This is a genomic window from Streptomyces sp. NPDC044044 (assembly GCF_056434405.1).
In genome coordinates, this window is sequence record NZ_JBWKFG010000002.1 from 901,580 (window position 1) to 923,913 (window position 22,334).

Sequence of the window (22,334 nt, forward strand, 5' to 3'; positions counted from 1 at the left end):
AGCCGGTCCGATCAGACGAGTTCGGCGGCAGGCTTCGATCCCGCGGGCTCCGCGGGCTGCGAGGGCTGCGCGGGCTCCGCCGACTGTGCTGCCTCGACCTTGCGCACCGCGGATGCGCGGGGCGCGTGTTCAGCCTTGAGTCCGATCAGGGCAACGATCACGACCAGGGCGAAGGCTGCTCCGGCGATGGCGAAGCTCAGCGTGAACTGGCTCTCCTGCGGCAGTGTGGGCATGCCGTCGGGCAGCTCGATGGTCTTCGACGCGAGGAGCGTAGTGATCATGGCGCTCGCGACGGCGCTGCCCACCGAGCGGGAGATTGAGTTGATTCCGTTGGCGATTCCGGTCTGGTGGGCCGGGACGGAGGCGACGATGAGCGCCGGCATGGAGGCGTAGCCGAAGCTGATGGCAAGGCCGATGATCATGCCCGCGCCGATCACCGAGGCGCTGGTGCCGTGCGCGGCGGTCAGCCAGGCGAAGCCGAGCGCGCCGAAGGCGGCGCCGATGGCCAGCGTGGGGCGGGCGCCGATCCGGCGCACGAGCAGCCCTCCGACCTGGGCGCCCACGAGGGAGACGAGCGTGGTGGGCAGGAGGTAGACGACGGCGGCGGCGAGCACCGAGGCGCCGAATCCGTACCCCGCGACACTCTCGGGCATCTGCACGAGGTACGAGACGCCGATGAACTGGGCGAACATCGCGAAGCCGAGGAGCAGTCCGGCCAGGTTGGTGAAGAGGACGGGCCGGTGGGCGAACATCCGCATGTCGACCATCGGCTCCTTGACCCGGCGCTCGACCGCGACCCACACACCCGCCATGACGACCGCGCCGACGAAGGCGCCGATCGTCCGGCCGGAGGTCCAACCCCACTCGTGGCCCTGCGAGATGGGCAGGAGCAGCAGCACGAGCAGCATCGCGAGGGAGAGCGCGCCCAGCCAGTCGGTCCGTCCTCCGGTCTTCGCCCGGGAGGTGGGCACGACGAACAGCACTCCGGCAAGCGCCACGACGGCGAGCACCACCGCGAGCCAGAAGACCCGGTGGTAGTCGGGGTCGGCGCCCTGGGTGAGGAGTCCGGCACCGACAAGCGCGAGCCCGCTGCCGAAGGCGAGCGTGCCGCTGACCAGGGCCATGGCTCCGGGCAGCTTGGCCGGCTTGATCTCCTCGCGCAGGACGGAGAGGGCGAGCGGGAAGATCGCGGTCGCGGCGCCCTGCATGATGCGACCGATGATCAGCCAGGTCAGCGAGCTGGTGGTGGCGGCGAGCACCGAGCCCGCGATCATCACGAGCAGGACGCCGACAAGGGTGGGCTTCTTGCCGTGCTGGTCCCCGAAGCGGCCGAGCAGCGGGGTGAAGACGGCGGCCGACAGCAGAGTGGCGGTGGTCACCCAGCTGACGTTCGCCGTGGTGGCGTTCAGGTCGTCCTGGATGATGCCCAGCACCGGGACGACCAGCGTCTGCATCATCGACACGACCATGGCGGCCAGACCGAGCGCCAGGACGAGCAGGGTCTGCCCGGAGGCCCGTGGGGGCGCGGCGCGGTGTGCGTGGGACACGGTGATTCTCTCTCAGTTACTTGACAACCTTGATGCTTGAGATCCTCAAGCAATGAGTCGAAGGTAAACGCCGATATTTGAGGTAGTCAACTTTCAGGAGGTAAAGTGACTCTCATGACAGGCACTCCCCGCACCGACACGGGCCGGCTCATGGAGCTGCTCTCGGTGTCGCTCGGCGCCTACTACGGCGACTTCACGCTCGCGGCGGCGAGCGAGAACCTCACGGCGAGCCAGGGCAAGGCGCTGACGGTGCTGCGCCGTGGACCCGCGGCGATGCGCTCCCTGGCCGACACCCTGACCTGCGACGCGTCGAACATGACCGGGATCATCGACCGGCTGGAGAAGCGCGGCCTGGTGCGCCGCGAACCCAGCCCCTCCGACCGGCGCGTCAAGAACGTCGTTCTCACGGCCGAGGGCGAGCGCGTCACCGACGCGCTCCGGGCGAAGATGCGCGCCACGCAGGAGGGCCTGGAGCGGCTCAGCGACCAGGACCGGGAAACGCTGCACACCCTGCTGGAGCGCGTTTTCGTCTCCCGGTGACGGAAACGTCGCAGGGAGGCGGGAATCTTCGGGTGGCTGGCCCTACTGCCTCGTGTCCGTGAGCGGCGATTGCCTCGTGTCCGTGAGCGGCGATGCGCACAGGACAGGGACGCGCTGCACGAGGTTGTTCCCGAAGCCTCCTCGGTTCCAGGGCTGTTCGACGGGCTGGGCATGTCCGTCGGCGTCGGTTGCCCGGACGCTCAGGGTGTGGCGGCCGGCGGTCGCGGTCCAGGTGGTGTGCCAGGCCTGCCATCCCCAGCGGTGCGGGCCGCGGGGAGCGACCTCGGCGTCGGTCCAGGTGCGGCCGTCATCGGCGCTGACCTCGACCCGTGTGACCGGCCCGTACCCGGACCAGGCGCGCCCCTCCAGCTTCACGGGCCCCGGGCGCACGACCCGTACGCGTGACATGAAGTCCGGGAAGCCGGGCGGGATCAGCAGGGCGCGCGGGGCGATCCGGGTGACGGGCTCGCCGGGTTCGTCGGGGGACTGCCGGATCCGATACGCCACGGCCTGCTGGAAGCCGGTGAACGGGGCGTCGACCAGTTCGATGGCGCGGAGCCATTTGACGTGCGCCATGCCGTACCAGCCGGGGACCACGAGCCGCAGCGGGTAGCCGTGCTGGGGCGGCAGGGGCCCGCCGTTCATCTCGTACGCGAGCAGCACGTCCGCGTCCACGGGGAGCGGCAGGCTGCGCCGGTAGTCCTGCTCGACGCCGCGCTCGACTCCATGGTCCGCGCCCGTGAACACGGCCTCGACAGCGCCGTCCTCGACCCCCGCCCTGGCGAGCACCGTCCGCAGCGGTACGCCCGTCCAGTGGGCCGTACCCACCGCCTCCACCAGCCAGGGCTGGCTGACCGGCCGCGGGCTCAGCAGGGCGCGGCCGTTGCCCGCGCACTCCATCGTGACCCGGTGGGTGACGGACGGCAGCGCCCGCAGTTCGGCGAGCCCCAGTTCCAGGGGGGTGCGGACACGTCCGCCGACGGAGAGGCGCCACGTGTCGGCGTCGATCGCGGGGATGTCGTAATGGATCAGCAGATAGTGGAGGCCGGGCGGGGTGACGTCATGGCGCAGGGCCTCCAGTGGCAGCCCGTGATTGCGTGCCGCGAGCGCCAGCTCTTCCTCGCTGATGCCTTCGCCGGGGGCGGCGACGCGTGCCGGTGCGCTGGCATCACCCAGGGACGTCCGCTCCATGCCTCCATGGTCGCCCGTGCGGGTCGGGCCCGCAGGGCAATGGACTTTTTGCGGCTCTCAAGCTCCGGGAAGCCAGTAGTTGTGCACGGCGAACGCCTCGGGCTGTCCTGCGGGCCCCGACAGGCCGGCCGACTCGGCGATCGGCATCATCTTCTCGCCGAACGCCTGCATGTGCTGCTCGGACTCCCAGACGTCGTAGATGTCCAGGCCGTCGCTGCTCGGGACACAGACGTGGGCGATGCAGCCGTCGAAAATACCGGGCGTCTGCTGGAGCTTGGCGTTGAGGGCGTCGTACTGGTCGGTGGTGACACCCGGAAGGGAAGCATGCATGAAGATCGCCATGGCGGCTGCTCCTTAGGGGGAGGAGGGAGTGCGGTGAGAGTCTTGAGGAGGGGGTCGCCGCACGGCGGCCGCTGTCCTATGGCCAGGACAGCACGCCCGTCCACCGATGGCACCCGCAAGCATTACGGCGAGCACGGCAGGACCGGGGATTCGACCCCGGCCGATCAGCCGTTGCCGTTGCCGTTGCCGTTGCCGTTGCCGTCGACGGAGGCGGCGAAGGCGGCGATGTCCCTCACCACGCGTTCCGGCCTCTCCCAGTGCACGACGTGCCCCGCTCCCTCGTGGACGATCAGTCGGGAGCCGAGAACGGTGTCGAGGGTCGTCTGTTGTTCCTCGCGGCTCAGAATCGGGTCGCGGTCGCCCCAGACGGCCAGCGTGGGTACGAGGATCCCGGACAGCGTCGCCCGCAGATCCGTCTCAAGGAGGCCGCGCAGCGTCTCGCGCCACACGCGGGCGGGTGCCTTCAGATTCTCCTCGACGATGGTCTCCAAGAAACCGCGAGCGACGGGTTCGGCCGTCATGCCGAGCGCGAACCGTTCCGCGAGGCCACGGTCCACCGGATCCTCCAACTCCCTTACGGCCTGCCATAGTTCAGCGGCGGCGGGCTTGTCGGCGAGGGTGACCGGTACGCCCAGGAGTACGAGCCCGGCGATCCGGTCGGGATAGCGACCCGCGACGATGCGCGCCTGCACCCCACCGCTCGAAGCCCCGACGAGTACGGCGCGCTCGATTCCGACGGTGTCCATGAAGGCGACGAGGTCGGTCGCGAAGTCCTCGGGCAGGTAGCCGTCCGGAGGCTTGTCGGCGTCTCCGTGACCTCGTTGTGTGGGCGCGTAGACGTGCAGGGAGGAGGGCATGCGCCGCAGCAGCGGCTCGAACGTCCACCAGGAGTCGACGTAGCCGTGGACCAGGACGACCGGCGTACCTGCGGGGTCGCCCACCTCGGCGTACGGCAGGACAAGACCCGCGCGCAGCGTTGCCTCGTGCACGGCGACGGCGGACATGGCGGCCCTCCTCACCTCTGTGTCCAGCGTAAGGAGAGGCGGGCCTTGGGGCAGGTCGAGGCTTCCGGGGGCCGGGTGGGGCGTCCCGACCCGGCGAAGGGGGGGCACATGCAGCCTGCAGCCTGGGAATCGGGGGGAAGGCGTCCAGTGTTCCCGCCCTTGGCCGCTGCTCGGTCGAACCAACCTCGGCTGCTGCCCCCCCGCTGGACACCCATCATCCGGGACAACGCGCGCGGAGAACACCTTCTTGCCTGCTTTGCCGCACTCAGCGATCCCGCGGACCGCTTTGAATGATTCTTCCCGGTAAAGGCTGTATGCGACGTCCCGCTGTCGTCATGATGTGCCCATGGCTGGGGAGGGTCTCGACCGCGCGTCGGATGACGGGGCGGGGCGTCTGGTGGGTGGCCGCTACCGGCTGCGGGTGCGGCTCGGTGAAGGCGGGATGGGGACTGTCTGGAAGGCGACGGATGAACAGCTCGAGCGCTACGTCGCGATCAAAGAGCCGCGCCTCGACCATCGCCTGCCCGAGGTGGAGCGGGCCCGGTTGTTCCATCGGATGGAGCGTGAGGCGCGGGCCGCGGCCAGGGTCCATCATCCCGGAGTCGTGACCATCCTCGAGGTGGTCATGGAGGACGACCGGCCCTGGATCGTCATGGAATGGGTTCCTGGGCAGTCCCTCGACGACCGCTTGCGGGAAGGCAGTCTGGATCCCAGGGCTGCCGCGCAGATCGCCCTGCCCGTCCTGGAGGCGCTGTCCGCCGCGCACCGGGCAGGCGTACTGCACCGCGACGTGAAGCCGGACAACGTACTGATCGGGCCGGACGGGCGAGTCGTGTTGACGGACTTCGGGATAGCACGGACGGAAGGCGAGACACCTCTGACGCGGACCGGTGACCTGCTGGGTTCGCCCGACTACATCGCACCGGAACGGGTGAGGGGCCAAGCGCCGGGTCCGGCGGCCGACTTGTGGTCGCTGGGAGTGCTGCTCTTCGTGGCGGTGGAGGGGTGGCGGCCGTTCGGTCGAGGCCGCCCCTTGGCGACGCTCACTGCCGTGCGGGATGACCCGTTGCCGCGGGTGAACTGCGCAGGCCCGCTGGGTGATCTCATCGTCGACCTGCTGGACAAGGAGCCGTCCCGTCGCCCGACGGCGGATCAGGTGCGTGAGCGGCTGAAGGGAGTTGTCGGCTCCGAGCCCGGTGGGGTCTCGTCCCCCTCGGGGTCGTCGTCGACGGCGGTGTTCCCGGTTCAGCTGCCGGTTCAGTTCCCGGTTCAGTCCTCGGTGAGCGGCGGCATCAGGAACGGCGCCGGGGTCGGCATCAAGGACCGTCCAGGCGCCGGAGGATGGTGGAAGCGCCGTCGCAATCAGATATTCGTGGCCGGGGTGGCAGTGACCGTACTCATCGCGCTCACGCTGGCATGGACGCTTCCGTCGGGGGACGGGTTGCCCGACGGCTGGGCATCGCACAGTCCTGACGGACTGCATGTGAGGATCGCTGCTCCAGATACGTACGAGCAGCGGATCGTCGACGAGGGTGTTGTCTTCAACGCCCCTGAAAAGACCTTCACCGTCGAGCTCTACCGGGAAACGGGCGTCCACGACACCGCACTGGCGTCAGCCAATTCGGCAGGGGACGAGCTCCGTGAGGAAGGCGCGAGCGCCGGTGGCCGGAAGAAGGACGTCACGAACGTGACCGTCGACGAGACCACGGTGCGGTCCAGGCCCGCTGCGGCCCTCGAGTTCAGTTTTCGGAACCGCACCGGTGCCGACGTCACCACCCTCCTCCACCGGATGGACATGATCGTGGTCAACGACGGGGGAGTGCGCTACTGGCTGGCGGTCTCCATGCCGAGCGTGGGTGAGGGGCGTGCGACGGGCGAGCGACTGTACAGAGACGTTCTCGACCACTTGGAGATCGACGACCTTTGACGTCGACTCCGCGCGCTTCCTGGAACTTTCTCCGGGGGCGTGAGTTACGCGTGTGAAGGGTGTGATGTGGGCATGTCACTTCTGGTCGCGGCCCCACACCGCGACGGATCAGGAGGACATGGTGAAGAAGGCCTCACGCATCCGCAGAGCGTCGTTCATCCTCGGCAGCGCCTTCGCGCTGGTCGTCGCTCTTCCGGGCAGTGCGCTCGCGGATCCGCCCACGTCGTTGCCCGCCAGTGCGGACGGTCTTGAGCAGACGTTCCAGCCGGCCTACGACTACGACACCGACGGCTGTTATCCGACGCCCGCCATCGGGCCCGACGGCAGTGTCAATGGAGGCCTCAATCCGTCGGGGGCCGTCAACGGTCAGTGCCGTGACTCCTGGGACCTCGACAACACCAATGGGTACGCCCGGTCCAAGTGCAACAACGACTGGTGCGCCATCATGTACGGCCTGTACTTCGAGAAGGACCAGGCCGTGGCGGGCAGCGGCCTCGGCGGGCACCGGCACGACTGGGAGCACGTGGTGGTGTGGGTGCAGAACAACGAAGCCCGCTACGTCTCCACCTCGGCCCACGGCAACTTCGACGTATACGGCCGCGACCAGATCCGCTGGGACGGCACGCACCCCAAGGTCGTCTACCACAAGGACGGTGTGAGCACGCACTGCTTCCGGCCCGCGGGCTCCAACGACGAGCCGCCGGAGAATCACGAGCGGACTTGGCAATTCCCCGGGCTCGTCGGATGGAACGGCTATCCCGCGGGCGTGCGGGAGAAGCTGACTCGGGCCGACTTCGGCAGTGCCGTCTTCGGGCTCAAGGACGGCAATTTCAACTACCACCTGGAGAAGGCCAAGCCCGCCGGGATCTCGTTCGACCCCAACGCCTGACGGCGGGAGCTTCTAGGGGCCCGCGTGCACCTGGCACGCCCACAGGCTCGGGGTCAGGGGATACGTGTCGCGCAGCGCGCGCACCGTGGAGTGCAGGGCCTCGGCCGTACGGTCGACGTCCAGCACTCCGCCACCCTCGCTCAGTGCCTCGTACACGTCCTGGGCGACACGGGCGCCGATCGTGTCGTCGACGTGCCACAGCGAGCCGACGACATGGGGGAAGCCCGCGACCTGGAAGGCGCTGACGATGTGGACGGCCTCGTCGGCGAGTTCGGGGCTGGTCCGCAGGGTGTCGCAGGCCGAGAGGTAGACGAGCCGCACCGACGGGAGCCTGAGCCGGGCGAGATCGCGGACGGTCAGCGGGCGTTCCGTGTGATCGTGCAGGACGAGGCGGCTGCCGGACGGACGCTCCAGATCGCCCACCGCGTGGCACGCGAAGTGCGCGTACGCGTGCTTGTGCAGGGCGGAGACCACCGCGGAGTGGGTGGCGGACGCGCCGGTGAGCACCTCGGGGCCCGGCAGCAGCCGGGCGAGGTGTTCGGCCTCGCGGTGCGCGGCGGGCAGGGGTGCGAAGCCGGTCGCCTCGCCGACGGCGACGACGAGCGCGCCGGTACCCGCAGGGCGCGCGGCCCGCTGCCTGGCGTGGTGCAGCGCGCGCAGAGTCGGCGTGTACGAGGAGATCACCCGGTCCAGCGCCCCGGACGCGCCGTCGGCGGGAGCCGCCGCGTGCAGCGGCATCGTGCCCAGGGCTCCGGCGGGCGACCACCACACGCGGGGCAGTGGCCCGGTGGGCGTGGCGCGCATAGCCAGGTGGTCGAGCACGGGGCCGGTGACCACCTGCCACAGCCAGGCGAGCGTCTCCCGCACGACGTGCTGGGCGCGCAGTGACTGCTTTCGGGAGGTCCCGGGCGCCTCCAGTCGTTCCAGCGCGTCCTGAAAGGCCGTCCGGTGTGCGGTCGTTGCCTCGGGGGTGAGCCCCGGGAGCGGCACGGTGTCGATGGAGCGCTCGCCGACGACCAGCGCGTGGCTGCCGTACGGGGACACGTTGACCAGGACCACCGGCCCCGCCGATGCTGTCGCGCGCAGTTCCCGCTCGTGCCACTCCCGCACCGGACGCAGCAGGCCCAGCTCCGGGTGCGCGGCGCGGATCCGGTCGGTGAGCTCCCGCCATTCGGCGGCCAGTTGCTGACGCCGGTCGGCCTGGGCGTCCGGCGTCCGTGAGGTGTGCAAGGGGCCTTCGCCCAGGAAGTCCGCGCCGAGCGGGTCCCGGCCGTCGGTCGCGGTGTCGAGGGCCTCGCGGAGTTCCTCGAAGCGGTCGGCGAGGTCAGGGGCCCTCTCCCGGAGCCGGGTCAGATCGCTGTCGGCGTCGAAGGCGTGGGACAGCAGTACGCCTCTGGACTGTTCGAGGAGCCCCACCGCCAGCTGGGGCCGTCCGCAGCGCACGGCGCACGCCGCGGCCGCTGCCCCCAGACCGACGGTCCGGCCGAGCAGCAACTCCTGGTCGTCACGGACGAGATGGCGGGGCGCGACGGAATGCAGCACGTCGACCGCCACCACGTAGCCGTCAAGGGCGCGGTCCCAGACGCCGAGTTCCGCCCAGGTGTCGCCCCAGGACCGGGCGGCGTCCAGGCGCTCGGAGGGTGCGCACTGCTGCTCAAGGGCCGCTGCCCGGAACACGTCGGCCGCCTCGGCCAGAGCGGCCCGGCGGCCGCGGCCGGTCGACAGGACCCGCAGGATCTTGCCGAGGTTCGTCAGGCGCAGCGTGCGCCTCGCATGGCCGGGCGGGGTGACCTCGGCCGCCCGGCGGAACAGCGCGATCGCCTCGCCTCGGACCGTCGACGACAACAGGGCGCCACGGCCCGACAGGCGGGCGCCGGCGGCCGCCGTCAGGGCACCGGGCAGCTCGGGGGAGTCCGCGGGCAGCGAGGCGATCACCGCGTCGGCGAGCGTGCGTGCCTCCCGCGCGTCGCCGGGCCTCCGCGCCGCCTGGCTGCGGTTGATCAGGGCCATGGACAGGTTGTGGCGCCGACGCGGCAACTTGGGGTCATCGGCCGGGGTGAGGGCGAGCGCCTCCCTGAACAGCCGGATGGCTTCGTCGAGTTGGGCCGCCGGGTCGGCCGCACGCCCGAGTCCGCTCATCCGGCTGATCGCCGTGGAGCCGAGCAGGGCCGCACGGTGGGCGACGCCGAGACCGGGCAGCTCGGCGGCCCGGCTCCGGCACGCCTGGGCCTCCCGCAGGTCCGCGCCGTCCTCGGTCAGGCGGTGGCGCAGGCCCAGGGCCATGCCGAGGTTGAGCAGTCGTACGCCGAGGATCTCGTGCCCTTCGGGGGTGAGCTCCACCGCCTCCCTGAGAGCCTGGATCGCCTCGTTCAACTCCTCTGGACGTCCGGTGTGTTGGTGGCTGGTGCTCAGCACCATCCCGAGGTCGCTGAGCGTCACGGGCCGCTCCGGGTGGTGCGGTGGCAGGAGCGGCTCGGCCCGACGCAGCAACCGCAGGGCCTCGACGAGGTCCGCACTGTTGCCTTCCGGGTCGAGGACGTACCGCGCGTGCAGGGCCATCGCGGGGGCGATCAGGCGCGGTGCGGTGCGGGACGTCGGCTCCCCGGACCCGGCGACCACGGCGGACAGATGCGTGATCGCCGCGTCCAGATCGGCCGGATCGCCGGTCAGCGCGAAGCGTGCGCGCAGCGCGTTGCCGAGGGTGCTGCGGACGGAGATGCGCAGGGCCGGGTCCTCCTGCGCCGCATCCAGCGCTGCGGTCAGCACGGCGACCGTCTGGTGCAAGTCGTGCGGTCTGCCGCCGCGTTGGTACCGCAGGGTGAGCGCGAGGCCCAGGTTGAGGCCTGCCGCCGCCGGGCCCTTCGGGTCGTCGGGAGCGGCGCGGCGCAACAGGTCCACCACCTCGTCGTGCTCCTCGGGCGTGCCGCCCTCCCGCTGCCGCAGCGCCAGCAGGGCGCCGCCCAGGGTGCTGAGGCAATGGGCCAGATGCGGGCTCCTCGCCGGCAGTTGGGCCAGCACGTCACGGGCCGTGCTGACCGCTTCGTGCAGGTCGTCGGCGTCGTACGACTGCTTGTACCGATCCAGGAACTGGATGCCCAGGTTGCTGAGCGTGAGCAACCGGTCGGGTGAGTCGGCAGGAAGGCCTTTGAGGGTGCGGTGGGTGCGAAGCAGCGCCGTGTCGGAGTCCCCGTCGGCGCTCGGCCTCCGCTGCCCGGCGAGGGACAGCACGTGGGTCAGATCGGCGACCCGGGTCGCGTACGTGGGGTCGTGCTCCGGCGTCGCGAGGACGGCGAGGCTGCCCATCCCGATCGCCAGGCCGAGCAGCACCTCACGCGAAGGTGTCGAGCTGCCCACCCGCACGGCAAGGTCGTACAGCCGCAGGTCGTCCTCGGTGGCGTCCGGCGGCGGGCGGTGCTGCCGGCCCTCGGCCGCGATCACGGCCGCGGCACACTCCGCCGACCACTCGGCGGGACCGTCCGCGTGCGCCGGGTCGGGGCGGTCCGCGGGGTCGGTGGCTTCATAGCCTGCCGCCAACTGCGGTGGCACGAGCGCCGGGTCGGCCATCCACACCGGGAACAGCAGCGTTCCGGCCATGCTTCCGTGGACGCTGCCCCGCGCGTCGTCGGAGGCCGCCGCGCGCGCCAGGCAGAGCCAGCCGGCCACGTGCCGGGCCTCCAGGTCGGCGCCGGTGTCGGTGCCGCACAGCAGTGCCCGGAGTTCGGCGTTCGCCTCGGGGTCGAACACCACGTTCGCGTGCACCACGCCCTCGGAGGCCCCGGCCCGTGCCAGGCGCGCGCGGATCGCTCGTACATGCCGGTCCCGGTCGTCCCTCACTCCGTCGCTCCTCCTCTTGCCGGTTCCGATGGCGTTCGGCTCCGATGGTGTTCGGCCCGGATGGCGTTCGCCGACTCCGGTAGCGCGCCGACTCATGCTCAACTGTGCTTGCTTTCCGGCACACTTGGACCATGACCGTATCGCCCGACCGTCCCGAACTCGCCCACGGCACAGCGGCGTTGTGCTCCCTGCTCGGCTCGCCCGACGACCTGCGGCAGCCCGGGGTCCGGCAGGCCGCGGAGCGGGCGAGGGACCTGCTGCGGTCCGGTGCGGGCGCCGATGCGATCGCGGAGTGCTACGAGACCCTCGACCACGCGATGCGCAGGGCCGGGGACGCGGGTGGGCTGATCAACGGCTCCCGGGGCGCCATGCCCCCCGGCCTCGCGCCGCACATCAGGGTGGCCGTGTGCCCGGGACCGGCCCACTGCAGCAGGCTCGAACGCGCCCGCGACCTGCTGCCCGCCCCGCACTGCACGGTCAACGGAGCGCGCATGCGCAAGGGCCGACTGGATCCCGGGCAGTGACCGGCTCCGGTCCCGCGGCCTCATGAACCCACTCCTCGCCACCCTGGGCGGCAAGCTCACCGAACGCTGGCTGAACCTCCTGGTGCTGCCCGGCGCACTCTTCCTCGCCGCCGCAGCCGTCGGCACCACCCTGGGGCACCGCCACTGGCACGACGTCGACCGGCTGCGCGCCACGCTGGACGACCTCGCCGCCCGCCCCGCACTCGACCGGACCGGCACCGCCGCGCTCCTGGTGGCGCTCGTCCTGCTCACCGCGGCCGCGGCTTCACTCGCCTCGCAGTTCCTCGGCGGCGCGATCGAGAAGTACTGGCTGCGTTTCGGCCGTGACCCGCTCTCGCGCGCCCTCACCGCACGGCGCGAGCGGCAGTGGCGAGCAGTGGACGCGCAGCTCGATGACGCCGTCGCGCGTGCCACGCCGACCGGTTCGGCGGCAGGCGGTGCCGTGCGGGTCGAGCGAAGCGCGGGCGCGCGGATCCAGGCCCTCGGTGAGGCCCGCGACCGTATCTCGCTGTGCGCACCGAAGCGCCCCACCTGGTACGGCGACCGCATGCAGGCGACGGCGGACCGCGTCGAAGCCGCCTACGGAGTGGACCTCGCCGCCCTGTGGCCGCGCCTGTGGCTGATCCTCCCCGAACCCGCCGTGCGCCAGATCCAGGCGGCCCGTGACTCCTTCAGCGCGGCCGCCCGCCTCGCCGCCTGGGCCGTGGGCTATGCCCTGCTCGCCTGCTGGTGGTGGCCCGCCGCGTTGGTCGCCGTCGGGTGCGGGGCGGTGGCCCGTTCCCGTTCACGGGCCGCCCTCGACGCGCTCGCGGGCCTCACCGAGGCAGCCGTCGACGTCCACGGCAGGGAACTGGCCACGCGCGTCGGGCTGCTCGGGCCGGACACGACGGGGCTGCTGGCCCATGACGCGGGGGGCGGGATGTCGGAGGTGTTCCGGAAGGCCGACTGACGTCGCCCGCAACGATTCCCCGCGCTGATTCCCCCGCACCGATTGCACCGATTCCCCCTCACCACCCCGTGAACAGCAAGTGATGGACGGCGAGCGCGAGTACGGCCTGTGCAGTGAGCCAGTGGCGCCTGCCCGCCGCCGGAAGGAGCGCCGGGCCGGGCTCACGATCACCGACGGGGCTCCGTCACCGGCCCGTAAGGACTGCCGCCGGGGGTGGCGAACCCCTGGGCCCGGCCCTATCGGTGTCGTCCCGGCACGATTCCCCGGGCCGCGCCGAGCTCGACCAGATCCTGTGGGCGCAGCCGCAGCTGCTCCGCCGTCGACCGGGTCTCCTCGGGCCCCCGCTTGAGGATCGCGGTGGCCAGTTCCGGGGCGATGACCGAGAAGTAGCTGTCCGGCGTCGCCCAGAGGTTGTCCGGTGCCGCGAGGGCGAGGGCGCCGCCCGAGCCGCCCTCGCCGATGACCAGCGAGGTGACCGGCACCGGTGAGGTGGCGACGGCGGCGAACAGATCGGCGATCGCCGCGCCCGCGCCCGCGCGTTCGGCCTCCGCCCCGTTCGCGGCCCCCGGTGTGTCGACGAGCGTGAGCACGGGAATGCCGAGCCGCCCCGCGAGCCGGACGAGACGGGCCGCGGTGCGGTATCCGGCGGGCGTTGTCGCCGTCCCGCACTGCGCCGCGTAGGCCACCGTCCGCCCCTCACGCAGCCCGAACCCGCAGAGGGTCCCCGGGTCCGTGCCCCCGCACCGGTCGCCGCTCAGCGGTGCGCGGTCGGTGAAATAGGCGTCCAAGTAGGCGGTGGCGTGCGGGCGTTCGGGGGAGCGCGCCCGGCTGACGGCTTCCCAGCCGGTGGCGGGCAGGTCGGTGCGGCCCAGGGCGGTGGGGGGCTCGGGGGGTTCGGGCGATTCGGTGCGCGTGCGGGCGTCCTTGTCGGGGGCGGCCAGCAGCCTCAGGCGCAGCGCCAGTGACTCGCGCAGCTCCTCGGGGCGTACGACCTCGTCGATCGCGCCCGCCGCCAGCTGCGCCTCCGCCGTGTACGCCGCCGGATCCGTGTCCGGCGGGCGTACGCGAGACCCGGCGAAGCCGACCTGACTGCCGGGCAGCGCCAGGATCAGGTCGGCGCCCGCGCCCAGGGTGGCCCAGCCGCCGCCCGTGGTCGGATCGCGCAGGACCGCGATCCGGGCCAGACCCGCCGCGCCGGTGAGCTCGGACTGCCGTGCCACGCGCTGCAGTTGGACGAGGGCGCGCATCCCCTCCTGCATACGGCTGCCGCCCGTCGCGATCAGCGACACGACGGGCAGCCGGTGGTCCCGGGCGTGGCGGTGCGCGGCCTCAAGACGGTCCCCGGTGCGCTCGCCGAGGGATCCGCCAAGGAAGCCGAACTCGAAGGAGACGACCACCGCCGGCGTGCCGCCGACGGTCGCGGTGCCGCAGACCACCGACTCCCGCTCGCCGGTGCGTTCCTCGGCTCGGGCGCGCGAGTCGGCATAGCCTTGCCAGCCGAGTGGCCCGTCCTGTCGTCCCTCCTCGGTGAACTCCCGTGCCGGGTACGAGAGTTCGCGGAAGCTGTCCTGGTCCGCCACGGCGGCGACCGTCGCGCGGGCGGTCAGGCGCGGGGCCGGACCGCCGGGCGTGGACTCAGGCACGGAGCGACCGCTTCATGATCTTCCCCATGTCGTTGCGGGGGAGCTCCGACAGATAGCGCACGGTCCGCGGGCGCTTGTGCGGGGCGAGCTGCGCGGCCACATGATCCGCCAAGTCCCTTTGCAGTGGAGGCTGTTCGGGGTCGGTCGGCACGATCCAGGCGACGATGCGCTCGCCCAGGTCGTCGTCGGGCTCGCCCGTCACCGCGGCCTCCCGCACGCCCGGGTATGCGAGCAGGGCGTTCTCGATCTCGCCCGCGCCGATCTTGTAGCCGCCGCTCTTGATGAGATCGGTGGCCTTGCGGCCGACGATGCGTACGTAGCCGTCCTCGTCGCGCACCGCCATGTCGCCGGTGCGGAACCAGCCGTCGGCGGTGAACGCGGCGGCGGTGGCGTCGGGCCGGTTCAGATACTCGGTGAACAGATTCGGGCCGCGCACCTCGATCTCGCCGACCTCCTGCCGGTCCGATGTCTCGGCGCCCGCCTCGTCCACGAGCCGCAACTCCACACCGCCCAGCGGCACTCCGACGGTTCCGGCGCGCGGCTCGCCGTCGGCCCGCACGCTCGTGTTCATCAGTGTCTCCGTCATGCCGTACCGCTCGATCACCCGGCGTCCCGTCGCCGTCGCGATGCGCTCGTGGTCGTGCACGGGCAGCGCGGCGGACCCGGAGACCAGGAGCCGGGCGCCGGACAGGGCCTTGGCCAGACCCGGGGCGGTGGGCAGCGCCTCCGCGATGCGGTGGTACATGGTGGGCACGCCGAACAGCATTGTGGCCCCGTCGGACAGTTCCTGCCGCACCCCCTCGACGGAGAACCGGCCCAGGTGCCGCACCGAACCGCCCCGGCGCAGCGGCCCCAGGATGCCGAGGATCAGACCGTGCACGTGGAACAGCGGAAGTCCGTGCACAAGGACGTCGTCGGACGTCCACTGCCAGGCGTCCTCAAGGGCGTCCAGGGTGGTGGACAGGGCCCGGCGGGGCAGCACCGCGCCCTTGGGAGGTCCTGTGGTGCCCGAGGTGTAGACGATCAGGGCGGGGGACTCGGGGCCGGGTTCGCCGGGCAGGGCGGGGGCCGGTTCCGCTGCCGGAGCGCTGTCGGCGAACGTGATGTCCGTACGCTTCAACGCCCGCAGCGGCGCGGGGAGTTCGTCACCCGGCGCCGCGAGCACCGCCGTCGGGGCACTGTCCGCGACGATGTGCCCCAGCTCGCCCTCGCCGATCTTCGGGTTGAGCGGCACGACGGGCACACCGGCGATGAGCGCGGCCACGACGCCGACGGCGGTCTCCAGGGTCGGTGTCGCCCACAGGGCGACCCGGCGCTCCGAGCCGATGGACGCGGCGAGGGAACCGGCCGAGGCCGCGAGTTCGGCGTACGTCAGCGAGCGCTCGCCGAAGCGCAGGGCGGGCAGGTCCTGGCCCGTGGCGAGGGAGGGGAAGAGGGGCGGGTGGGGAGAACTCACGCTGCGTATCTCCTTGGTCGTCGTGGTCGTCGTGGTGGTCGTGGTCCGTCGTGGAGGTGCCTTCGAGCCGCCGTCGGTCCGGGTCGCGGGACCGGTCGGCGGTGTGTCCTACCCGAATCCTGGCACCACAAGGGCGAGCCACACCGCAGCCGGTACCACGGCCACCACGATCCCGCCGTAGATCATCAGCTGTCGGAAGAAGCGTTCCCGGTCCACGTCCGGGGCGGCGGCGAGCACCAGGGCGCCGTTGGTCGAGAAGGGGCTGACGTCCACGACGGTGGCGGAGACGGCGAGCGCCGCGATCATGCCCACCGCGCCGATCTCGCCCTGGGCCAGGAACGGCACCGCGAGGGGGATCAGCGCGCCCATGATGCCGACGGAGGAGGCGAACGCGGAGACGAGCGCGCCGATGTAGCAGAGGAGCAGTGCGGCGAGGAGCGGGACACCGATGTCGGACACGCCCTCACCGGCCCAGTCGATGGTGCCCATCTCTTCGAGCACACCGACGTACGTGAGCACACCGCAGATCAGCAGCACGGTCGGCCAGGCGATCTCGCCGACGGCCTTGCGGCTCGAGTCCGGCCAGAACGCGCTCAGGATCACGGCCAGGGTGATGGCGCTCAGACCGGCGTCGAGGTCGAAGCCGAGCACGGCGACGACGAGGGCGACCAGGGCGGCGAGGGTGGCGATCTTGGCCGGATCGAGCCGCGAACCCGCCTCGGTCCCGGCCGACTTATCGGCCGACTTGGCCTGTTCAGGACCGGCGCTCACCCCCGGGTCCTCCGCTCGGTTCTCCGTTCCGCTCTCCGTCCGGTCCTCCGTCCCGGCCTTCGCCCCGACGCTTCCCAGACGGCCCAGTTTCAGCCCGCCGAAGAGGACGAACACGATCCCGGCGATGAGGAGATTGACGACGAGCGAGGCGAGGAAGAGCGCGACCTCGTTCCCGGGCAGCTTCTCGCGCTCCACGATGCCGTTGACGATCGAGCCGTAGATGCTGATGGGGGAGAAGCCGCCGCCCTGGGCCCCGTGCACCACCATGGCGCCCATCAGGAGCGGGCTGATTCTGTACTGTGCGGCGAAGCTCAGGGCGATCGGCGCGACGATCGCCACGGCGGCCGGGCTGACGGCGCCGATCGCGGTGAGCGCCCCGGTGATCACGAACATCACCCAGGGGATCAGCACGATCCGCCCGCGCACGAGCCGGATGGACGCGTGCACCAGCCAGTCCGTGGTGCCGTTGGCGCGGGCGATGGCGAATAGATAGGTGACACCGACAAGGACGACGAACAGATCGCCGGGGAAGCCGGCGAAGATGCCGTCCGCGTCGAGGTCGGCGACCAGTTCGCCGACCACGAAGGCGGCGGCGAAGGCGAGCGCGCCCATGTTGATGGAGCGGGTGGTGGCGATCACGAAGACCACCACGAGTACGAGGATGGAGATCAGTTCGGCGGACATCATGGGCTCCCGTCCCTGGGGCCGTCCTTGGGAGGCGTGATTCGGCCACGAGCGGCCGAGCGGGTGGTCGATCGGATGGGCGAGCGGTGTCGAGCGGTGGTTGAGTGAGTGGCCAAGTGGCTGAGCCAATCCGGCTGTTGGCGGAACTCAGCGTCGGGGTATCGGTTTCGGCCGTCAAGAGATCGGACGTAATTGGCTGAGCCACTTGTCCACTCGTCCATCGGCGGGGCCGCGCTGTTAGGCTGCGAATCCATCGGCACGGGGACCGAAATGGGGGGTTGGGATGTCTGACGCGCTGCGCCCCATGGGCAGGACGAGGCTGTACGAGCAGGTGCTCGACCGGCTGCGTGCCTACGTCGGTGAGGGCGGCCTGCGCTCCGGCGACCGGCTGCCGCCCGAACGCGAACTGGCCCAGCGCCTCGGCGTGTCCCGCGCCTCCGTCAAGCAGGCCATCGTCGTACTGGAAGTGCAGGGACTGGTCGAGGTGCGGCACGGCGGCGGAACCTATCTGGTCAAGAACAGCCTGGACGCGGAGCCCGTGGAGCGGCTCGTGGAGCGCAAGCGGCGGCTGCCCGATGTGTTGGAGGCGCGCGAGGCCCTGGAGACCAAACTCGCCGAACTGGCCGCCGAGCGGCGCACGGACGAGGACCTGCGGGCGATGCGGGGAGCCCTCGACACGATGGCGCGGGAGATCGAGGCGGGCGAGCGCGGGGTCGAGGGCGACCGGCTCTTCCACGCCGCCGTGACCGCCGCGGCCCACAGCGCGCTGCTCGCCGAGTTCATGCGCTCCATCGCCGAGCAGATCACCGAGAGCCGCAACGAGTCGCTGCGCCAGGTGCGGCGCCCCGCCCGCTCCCTCGCCCAGCATTACGAGATCCTCGACGCGATCGAGGCCGGCCGGGGCCGGGCGGCGGCGGCCGCGATGCGCCGGCATGTGCGGACGGTCGCGAAAGTGCGGCTCCTCGACTGGAACCCGGATGACGAGACGAGCGCTCCGGATCACGCCGAGGCGTGAGGCCTCAGCGGGGTGCAGCCGTACCCGCGGTAACTTCCCTGCCGCACAGGGCTGTTCATTCGTCGCCGCAGACCTCACCATTCTCGGCACTACTCACGCGTAACCGGGCCTGGAGTCCGCGAGCGTGTGACGTCCGCCGGCCCGAGGGGGAACCTGTGCTGCGCCGAATTTCCGTCCCGCTGACCATCGCGGCCGCCGCCGCCCTGCTGACGCCGCTGACCACGGCCCAGGCGGACGAGGCCCAGAAGGCCGCCACCGCCCGCACTCCGGTGATCTTCGTCCATGGCTACAACGCCGACCCGGGCGTGTGGGGCTCCCTGCGCGAGGACTTCAAGGCGTCCGGCTACACGGACGCGGAGCTGTTCTCCTGGGGGTACGACACCAGCCGGTCGGTGAACGAGGTGCTCTCCGGGCGGTTCGCCGCGTACGTCGAGGAGGTGCGCGCGCGGTCCGGCGCCGCCAAGGTGGACATCGTCGCCCACTCCTTCGGCAGCCTCGTCACCCGCTGGTACGTCAAGCACGGCGGCGGCACCGCGACGGTCGCCCACTGGGCCTCCCTCGCGGGCCCCAACCACGGCACCACCACGGCCTGGGCCTGCGCCGCCTGGTCCCAGGCCTGCCGTGACATGACACCGGGTTCGTACGTACAGGACGGGCTCGCGGAGGGCGACGAGACGCCGGGAGACGTCGCCTACGCGACCTGGTGGTCCAACTGCGACGAGGTCATCAACCCCGACGACAGCGTGCGGATCGACGGCGCGACGAACAACGCGGCGGGCTGTCTGAAGCACAACGACCTGCTGGGCGACGACGGGGTGTCACAGGGAGTGCGGGCCTTCGTCGGCGGCTAGCCCAGGGTCTCGGCGCACGGCGGGGGCCCCATTCGCCTGGTCCTTCGCTCCTGAACGTGTTGTTCGCCCCGGCCCGCACGTGTTGTTCGCTCCGGGCGCCGAGCGCGGCACCGATGGTGGGCACCATGGACGACGACAACGCTCCCCGTCACTCCGGCACCGAGGCCCGCGCCTCAGCGCTCCTGCGCCGCCCCAAGCTGTGGCTGGTGCCCGCGGTCCTGACCGGGCTGCTCGCCCTGCTGCTTTCCCTGCTCTACATGGGCGGCATCATCAGCCCCGACCGCGACCTGCGCGACCTGCCCATCGCGATCGTCAACTCCGACCAGGGAAAGCCCCCGGCCGGGCAGAAGCAGAACCTGGGAACGCAGGTCGCCCAGACCGTCCTCGCCGACACGTCGAGCGACAAGGCCGACTGGCGCGGGCTCACGCGGGCCCAGGCCCAGGACGAGCTGGACTCCGGCAAGATCTACGGCGCCCTGGTCGTCCCCGCGGACTTCAGCGACTCCGTCGCCGCGCTCACCACCCCGCGCGCGACGGAGCGGCCGACGATGACGGTCCTCACCAACCCCGGCATGGGCAGCCTCGGTTCCTCCCTGGCGAGCAGGATCGCCACGACGGCCGCGCAGCAGTCCTCCCAGGGCATCGGCGAGCAGCTGAAGGCGGCGGGCGCCGACAAGCAAGCGGGCTCCACGGCGGGCCTGCTGCTGACCGACCCCGTCGGCATCACCACCGAGGTCGGCCACCCCATCGGTGACAACAGCGGCCTGGGCCTGAGCGCGTTCTACTACACCCTGCTGCTCGTCCTGGCCGGGTTCCTCGGAGCCAACCTCATCAGCATGGGCGTGGACACCGCTCTCGGCTACGCCGACAGTGAGATCGGCCCCTGGCACACCCGCCGCCCGACCGTGCCGATCAGCCGCACGCAGACGCTGCTCCTGAAGATGGCCATGACCGCGGGCATCACGGTCCTGACCACCACCTTGATCATGCTGGCCACCATCGCGATCCTCGGCATGGACGCCACCCGCCTGCCGCTGCTGTGGATCTTCTCCTACTGCGCGAGCCTCGCGGTGGGCCTGGGGGTCCAGGCCATCAACGCGGCCTTCGGCGGGATCGGCCAGCTGGTGTCCATGTTCGTGTTCATCGTCCTGGGCCTGCCCTCCTCCGGGGCCACCATCCCGCTGGAGGCGGTCCCCGCCTTCTACCGCTTCCTCGGCATCTTCGAGCCCATGCGCCAGCTCAGCGGCGGCGTCCGCGCCATCCTCTTCTTCGACGCCCGCGCCGACGCCGGCCTCGCCCGCGCATGGACCATGATCGCGATCGGGAGTGTCATCGCCGCGGTCTTCGGGTTCGCGATGACCCGCTACTACGACCGCAAGGGACTGCACCGGATGACTCCGCAGCCCTCACACTGACCTCTCCTTGAACGCTCCCCGAGCCTCTCAGCGGTGCAGGTGGACGCGGGTCAGCAGGTCCTCGCCCGCGGGACCCGAGCCCGACTTGTCCGCCACGTACGCGTGGCCGTCGGCCACATGGACGTGGTTGGGGTTCACGCCGGTGGCCATGGACTTCACGACCGCGCCCTTGTACGGGTCGACGACCGTGACGGTGGCGGTCGTGCGGTTGACGGCAAGGACGTGGCCCGAGCGGTGGTCGACGGCCACGGACTTGGTGCCGCCGCCGGTGGCCACGGACCGGGTGACGGCGCCCTTGCGCAGGTCGACGACCGTGACGGTGCCGGAGGTCTGATCGGCGGTGTAGGCGGTGCGGCCGTTCCTGGAGAGGGCGATCGAGAGCGGTCCCTGGCCGGCCGGGATGAGCCGCGGGCTCTTGGCGCCGCGGGAGAACTCGATGATCCGGGCGCCGTGGTAGTCGGCGGCGTACACCGCACCGGTCCGCTCGTTCACGGTGATGCCCGTCGGTCCCGTGCCGGGGACGGTGACGCGCTTCTTCTCCTTGAAGGTGCCGGAGTCGAACGCGACGAGGCTGCCGTCGGCGAACGAGCTCGCCCACACCGTGTCGCGCCGCTCGTCCACGACTATCTCGCGGGCGTGGTTCACGTTCGGCAGCGTGGCGAGGCGCTTGCCGGTGCGCTGGCTGTAGACGGCGACGGAGTTGTCGCGGGTGTTGGTCGTCCAGACGGTGTTGTGCTCGTCGTCGACGGCGACGCCGTAGACCGACTCGACGGCACCGGTGGCCGCGTCGGTGACCGGCGGGGTGTAGGCCTTCTCGACCTTCAGCGTGTCCGGGTCGACTCTCAGCAGACGGGAGTCGGTGACCGTGGCGGGCGGCATGCCCACGGAAGAGGTCATCCAGAGCGCGTCGTTCCGCTCCGAGTACGCGGACTGGTAGAGGCCTTGCCTGATCGGCGCCGTTTCGGTGGGCGAGCCGGTCCTCGCGGTGTCGGCGTCCGCGGTGCCCGCCGAGACGAGGGCACCTCCTGCGGCGAGCGACACGGTGATCGCGGTGGTACGGCGGGCCCGGCGGATGGTTGAGCTCATGCTGCGTCGATCTCCTTGGCAGATGTGCCTCCGGAGGAAGGCACTCGCCGATCAACTTAGCCGAGCCTAACCTAATCCGTCAGGCCCCTCCCGTCAGCTCTTCGCGGATCCCGGGTCTCCTCAGGACAGGCAACCGGCGTGCGCCAGGGCCTGCTTGAGCAGGACGCCGTGGCCGCCCGGCATCTCGTTCTGCACCACCACGGACAAGGCCTCCTGCGGGCTGAACCACGCCAGGTCGAGAGCGTCCTGCCGCGGACGGCAGTCGCCGGCGACCGGGACGATGTAGGCGAGGGACACCGCGTGCTGGCGGGGGTCGTGGAACGGCGTGATGCCTTGCGTCGGGAAGTACTCGGCGACGGTGAAGGGCTGCAGGGAGGCCGGGACGCGGGGGAGCGCCGCCGGGCCGAGGTCCTTCTCCAGGTGGCGCAGCAGGGCGTCCCGGACCCGCTCGTGGTGCAGGACCCGGCCGGAGACGAGGGAGCGGCTGACCGACCCGTCCCGCCCCATCCCCAACAGCAGTCCGATGCTGGTGACTTCGCCGCTGTCGTCGACGCGCACCGGAACGGCCTCGACGTACAGGATCGGCATGCGGTTACGGGCCTGCTCGAGCTCGTCGGAGGTCAGCCAGCCGGGCGTGGTTTCGGTCGTGTCAGACATCGGCTGATC

18 protein-coding genes are annotated in these 22,334 nt (G+C 71.4%); 8 read left to right on the forward strand and 10 right to left on the reverse strand.

All coding sequences use genetic code 11. The features are described 5' to 3' along the window. Positions 1-11 precede the first annotated feature (11 nt). The gene (locus AC07AG_RS09890) at positions 12-1,547 is read right to left on the reverse strand and encodes an MFS transporter (RefSeq protein WP_478753574.1); all 1,536 of its coding nucleotides are present in this window, start codon (positions 1,545-1,547) and stop codon (positions 12-14) included. A gap of 114 nt (positions 1,548-1,661) precedes the next feature. Here AC07AG_RS09890 and AC07AG_RS09895 point away from each other — a divergent pair, with 114 nt between their 5' ends. Further along, complete coding sequence (locus tag AC07AG_RS09895; RefSeq protein WP_478753576.1) at positions 1,662-2,087, forward strand: MarR family winged helix-turn-helix transcriptional regulator; 426 nt, start codon at positions 1,662-1,664, stop codon at positions 2,085-2,087. Between the two features lie 42 nt (positions 2,088-2,129). On the opposite strand, the gene AC07AG_RS09900 is transcribed toward AC07AG_RS09895, so the two are convergent. The 3 genes from AC07AG_RS09900 to AC07AG_RS09910 form a co-directional block, all read right to left on the reverse strand. After that, complete coding sequence (locus AC07AG_RS09900) at positions 2,130-3,278, reverse strand: sulfite oxidase (protein WP_478753578.1); 1,149 nt, start codon at positions 3,276-3,278, stop codon at positions 2,130-2,132. 57 nt (positions 3,279-3,335) lie between these two features. Then, positions 3,336-3,620, reverse strand: coding sequence for a hypothetical protein (locus AC07AG_RS09905; protein ID WP_478753580.1), 285 nt, complete (start codon positions 3,618-3,620; stop codon positions 3,336-3,338). A gap of 164 nt (positions 3,621-3,784) precedes the next feature. After that, positions 3,785-4,624 (reverse strand): alpha/beta fold hydrolase, encoded by an 840-nt coding sequence (locus AC07AG_RS09910; protein WP_478753582.1) that lies wholly within the window; start codon positions 4,622-4,624, stop codon positions 3,785-3,787. A 346-nt stretch (positions 4,625-4,970) separates the two neighbouring features. Between AC07AG_RS09910 and AC07AG_RS09915 the strand changes: the two genes are divergently transcribed. Further along, the gene (locus tag AC07AG_RS09915; RefSeq protein WP_478753583.1) at positions 4,971-6,551 is read left to right on the forward strand and encodes a serine/threonine-protein kinase; all 1,581 of its coding nucleotides are present in this window, start codon (positions 4,971-4,973) and stop codon (positions 6,549-6,551) included. A 121-nt stretch (positions 6,552-6,672) separates the two neighbouring features. Further along, on the forward strand, positions 6,673-7,440 hold the full coding sequence (locus AC07AG_RS09920) for an NPP1 family protein (RefSeq protein WP_478753981.1): 768 nt from the start codon (positions 6,673-6,675) through the stop codon (positions 7,438-7,440). A gap of 12 nt (positions 7,441-7,452) precedes the next feature. Here AC07AG_RS09920 and AC07AG_RS09925 read toward each other — a convergent pair whose 3' ends face one another. Beyond that, positions 7,453-11,274, reverse strand: coding sequence for a CHAT domain-containing tetratricopeptide repeat protein (locus tag AC07AG_RS09925; RefSeq protein WP_478753585.1), 3,822 nt, complete (start codon positions 11,272-11,274; stop codon positions 7,453-7,455). A gap of 131 nt (positions 11,275-11,405) precedes the next feature. Here AC07AG_RS09925 and AC07AG_RS09930 point away from each other — a divergent pair, with 131 nt between their 5' ends. Then, positions 11,406-11,798, forward strand: coding sequence for a hypothetical protein (locus tag AC07AG_RS09930; protein WP_478753587.1), 393 nt, complete (start codon positions 11,406-11,408; stop codon positions 11,796-11,798). Between the two features lie 22 nt (positions 11,799-11,820). Then, entirely contained in the window at positions 11,821-12,747 is a 927-nt protein-coding gene (locus tag AC07AG_RS09935; RefSeq protein WP_478753588.1) for a hypothetical protein, read from the forward strand. A gap of 236 nt (positions 12,748-12,983) precedes the next feature. On the opposite strand, the gene AC07AG_RS09940 is transcribed toward AC07AG_RS09935, so the two are convergent. From AC07AG_RS09940 to AC07AG_RS09950, 3 genes are all read right to left on the reverse strand, one after another. After that, positions 12,984-14,390 (reverse strand): carboxyl transferase domain-containing protein, encoded by a 1,407-nt coding sequence (locus AC07AG_RS09940; protein WP_478753590.1) that lies wholly within the window; start codon positions 14,388-14,390, stop codon positions 12,984-12,986. Further along, positions 14,383-15,846 (reverse strand): acyl-CoA synthetase, encoded by a 1,464-nt coding sequence (locus AC07AG_RS09945; protein WP_478753592.1) that lies wholly within the window; start codon positions 15,844-15,846, stop codon positions 14,383-14,385. The genes AC07AG_RS09940 and AC07AG_RS09945 overlap by 8 nt, the downstream gene beginning before the upstream one ends. Before the next feature lie 108 nt (positions 15,847-15,954). Then, positions 15,955-17,301, reverse strand: a complete 1,347-nt coding sequence (locus AC07AG_RS09950) for an SLC13 family permease (RefSeq protein WP_478753983.1) — start codon at positions 17,299-17,301, stop codon at positions 15,955-15,957. A 283-nt stretch (positions 17,302-17,584) separates the two neighbouring features. Between AC07AG_RS09950 and AC07AG_RS09955 the strand changes: the two genes are divergently transcribed. The 3 genes from AC07AG_RS09955 to AC07AG_RS09965 all read left to right on the forward strand — a co-directional run bounded on the left by AC07AG_RS09955 (position 17,585) and on the right by AC07AG_RS09965 (position 20,582). Continuing rightward, positions 17,585-18,316, forward strand: a complete 732-nt coding sequence (locus AC07AG_RS09955) for a FadR/GntR family transcriptional regulator (protein WP_478753594.1) — start codon at positions 17,585-17,587, stop codon at positions 18,314-18,316. A 158-nt stretch (positions 18,317-18,474) separates the two neighbouring features. Next, positions 18,475-19,167, forward strand: a complete 693-nt coding sequence (locus AC07AG_RS09960; protein ID WP_478753985.1) for an esterase/lipase family protein — start codon at positions 18,475-18,477, stop codon at positions 19,165-19,167. A 125-nt stretch (positions 19,168-19,292) separates the two neighbouring features. Beyond that, complete coding sequence (locus AC07AG_RS09965) at positions 19,293-20,582, forward strand: YhgE/Pip domain-containing protein (RefSeq protein ID WP_478753596.1); 1,290 nt, start codon at positions 19,293-19,295, stop codon at positions 20,580-20,582. Positions 20,583-20,609: 27 nt separating this feature from the next. Here the strand turns inward: AC07AG_RS09965 and AC07AG_RS09970 are convergent, their stop codons facing one another. Continuing rightward, positions 20,610-21,668, reverse strand: coding sequence for a YncE family protein (locus AC07AG_RS09970; protein WP_478753598.1), 1,059 nt, complete (start codon positions 21,666-21,668; stop codon positions 20,610-20,612). 120 nt (positions 21,669-21,788) lie between these two features. Next, on the reverse strand, positions 21,789-22,325 hold the full coding sequence (locus tag AC07AG_RS09975) for an NUDIX hydrolase family protein (RefSeq protein WP_351161410.1): 537 nt from the start codon (positions 22,323-22,325) through the stop codon (positions 21,789-21,791). Positions 22,326-22,334 lie beyond the last annotated feature (9 nt).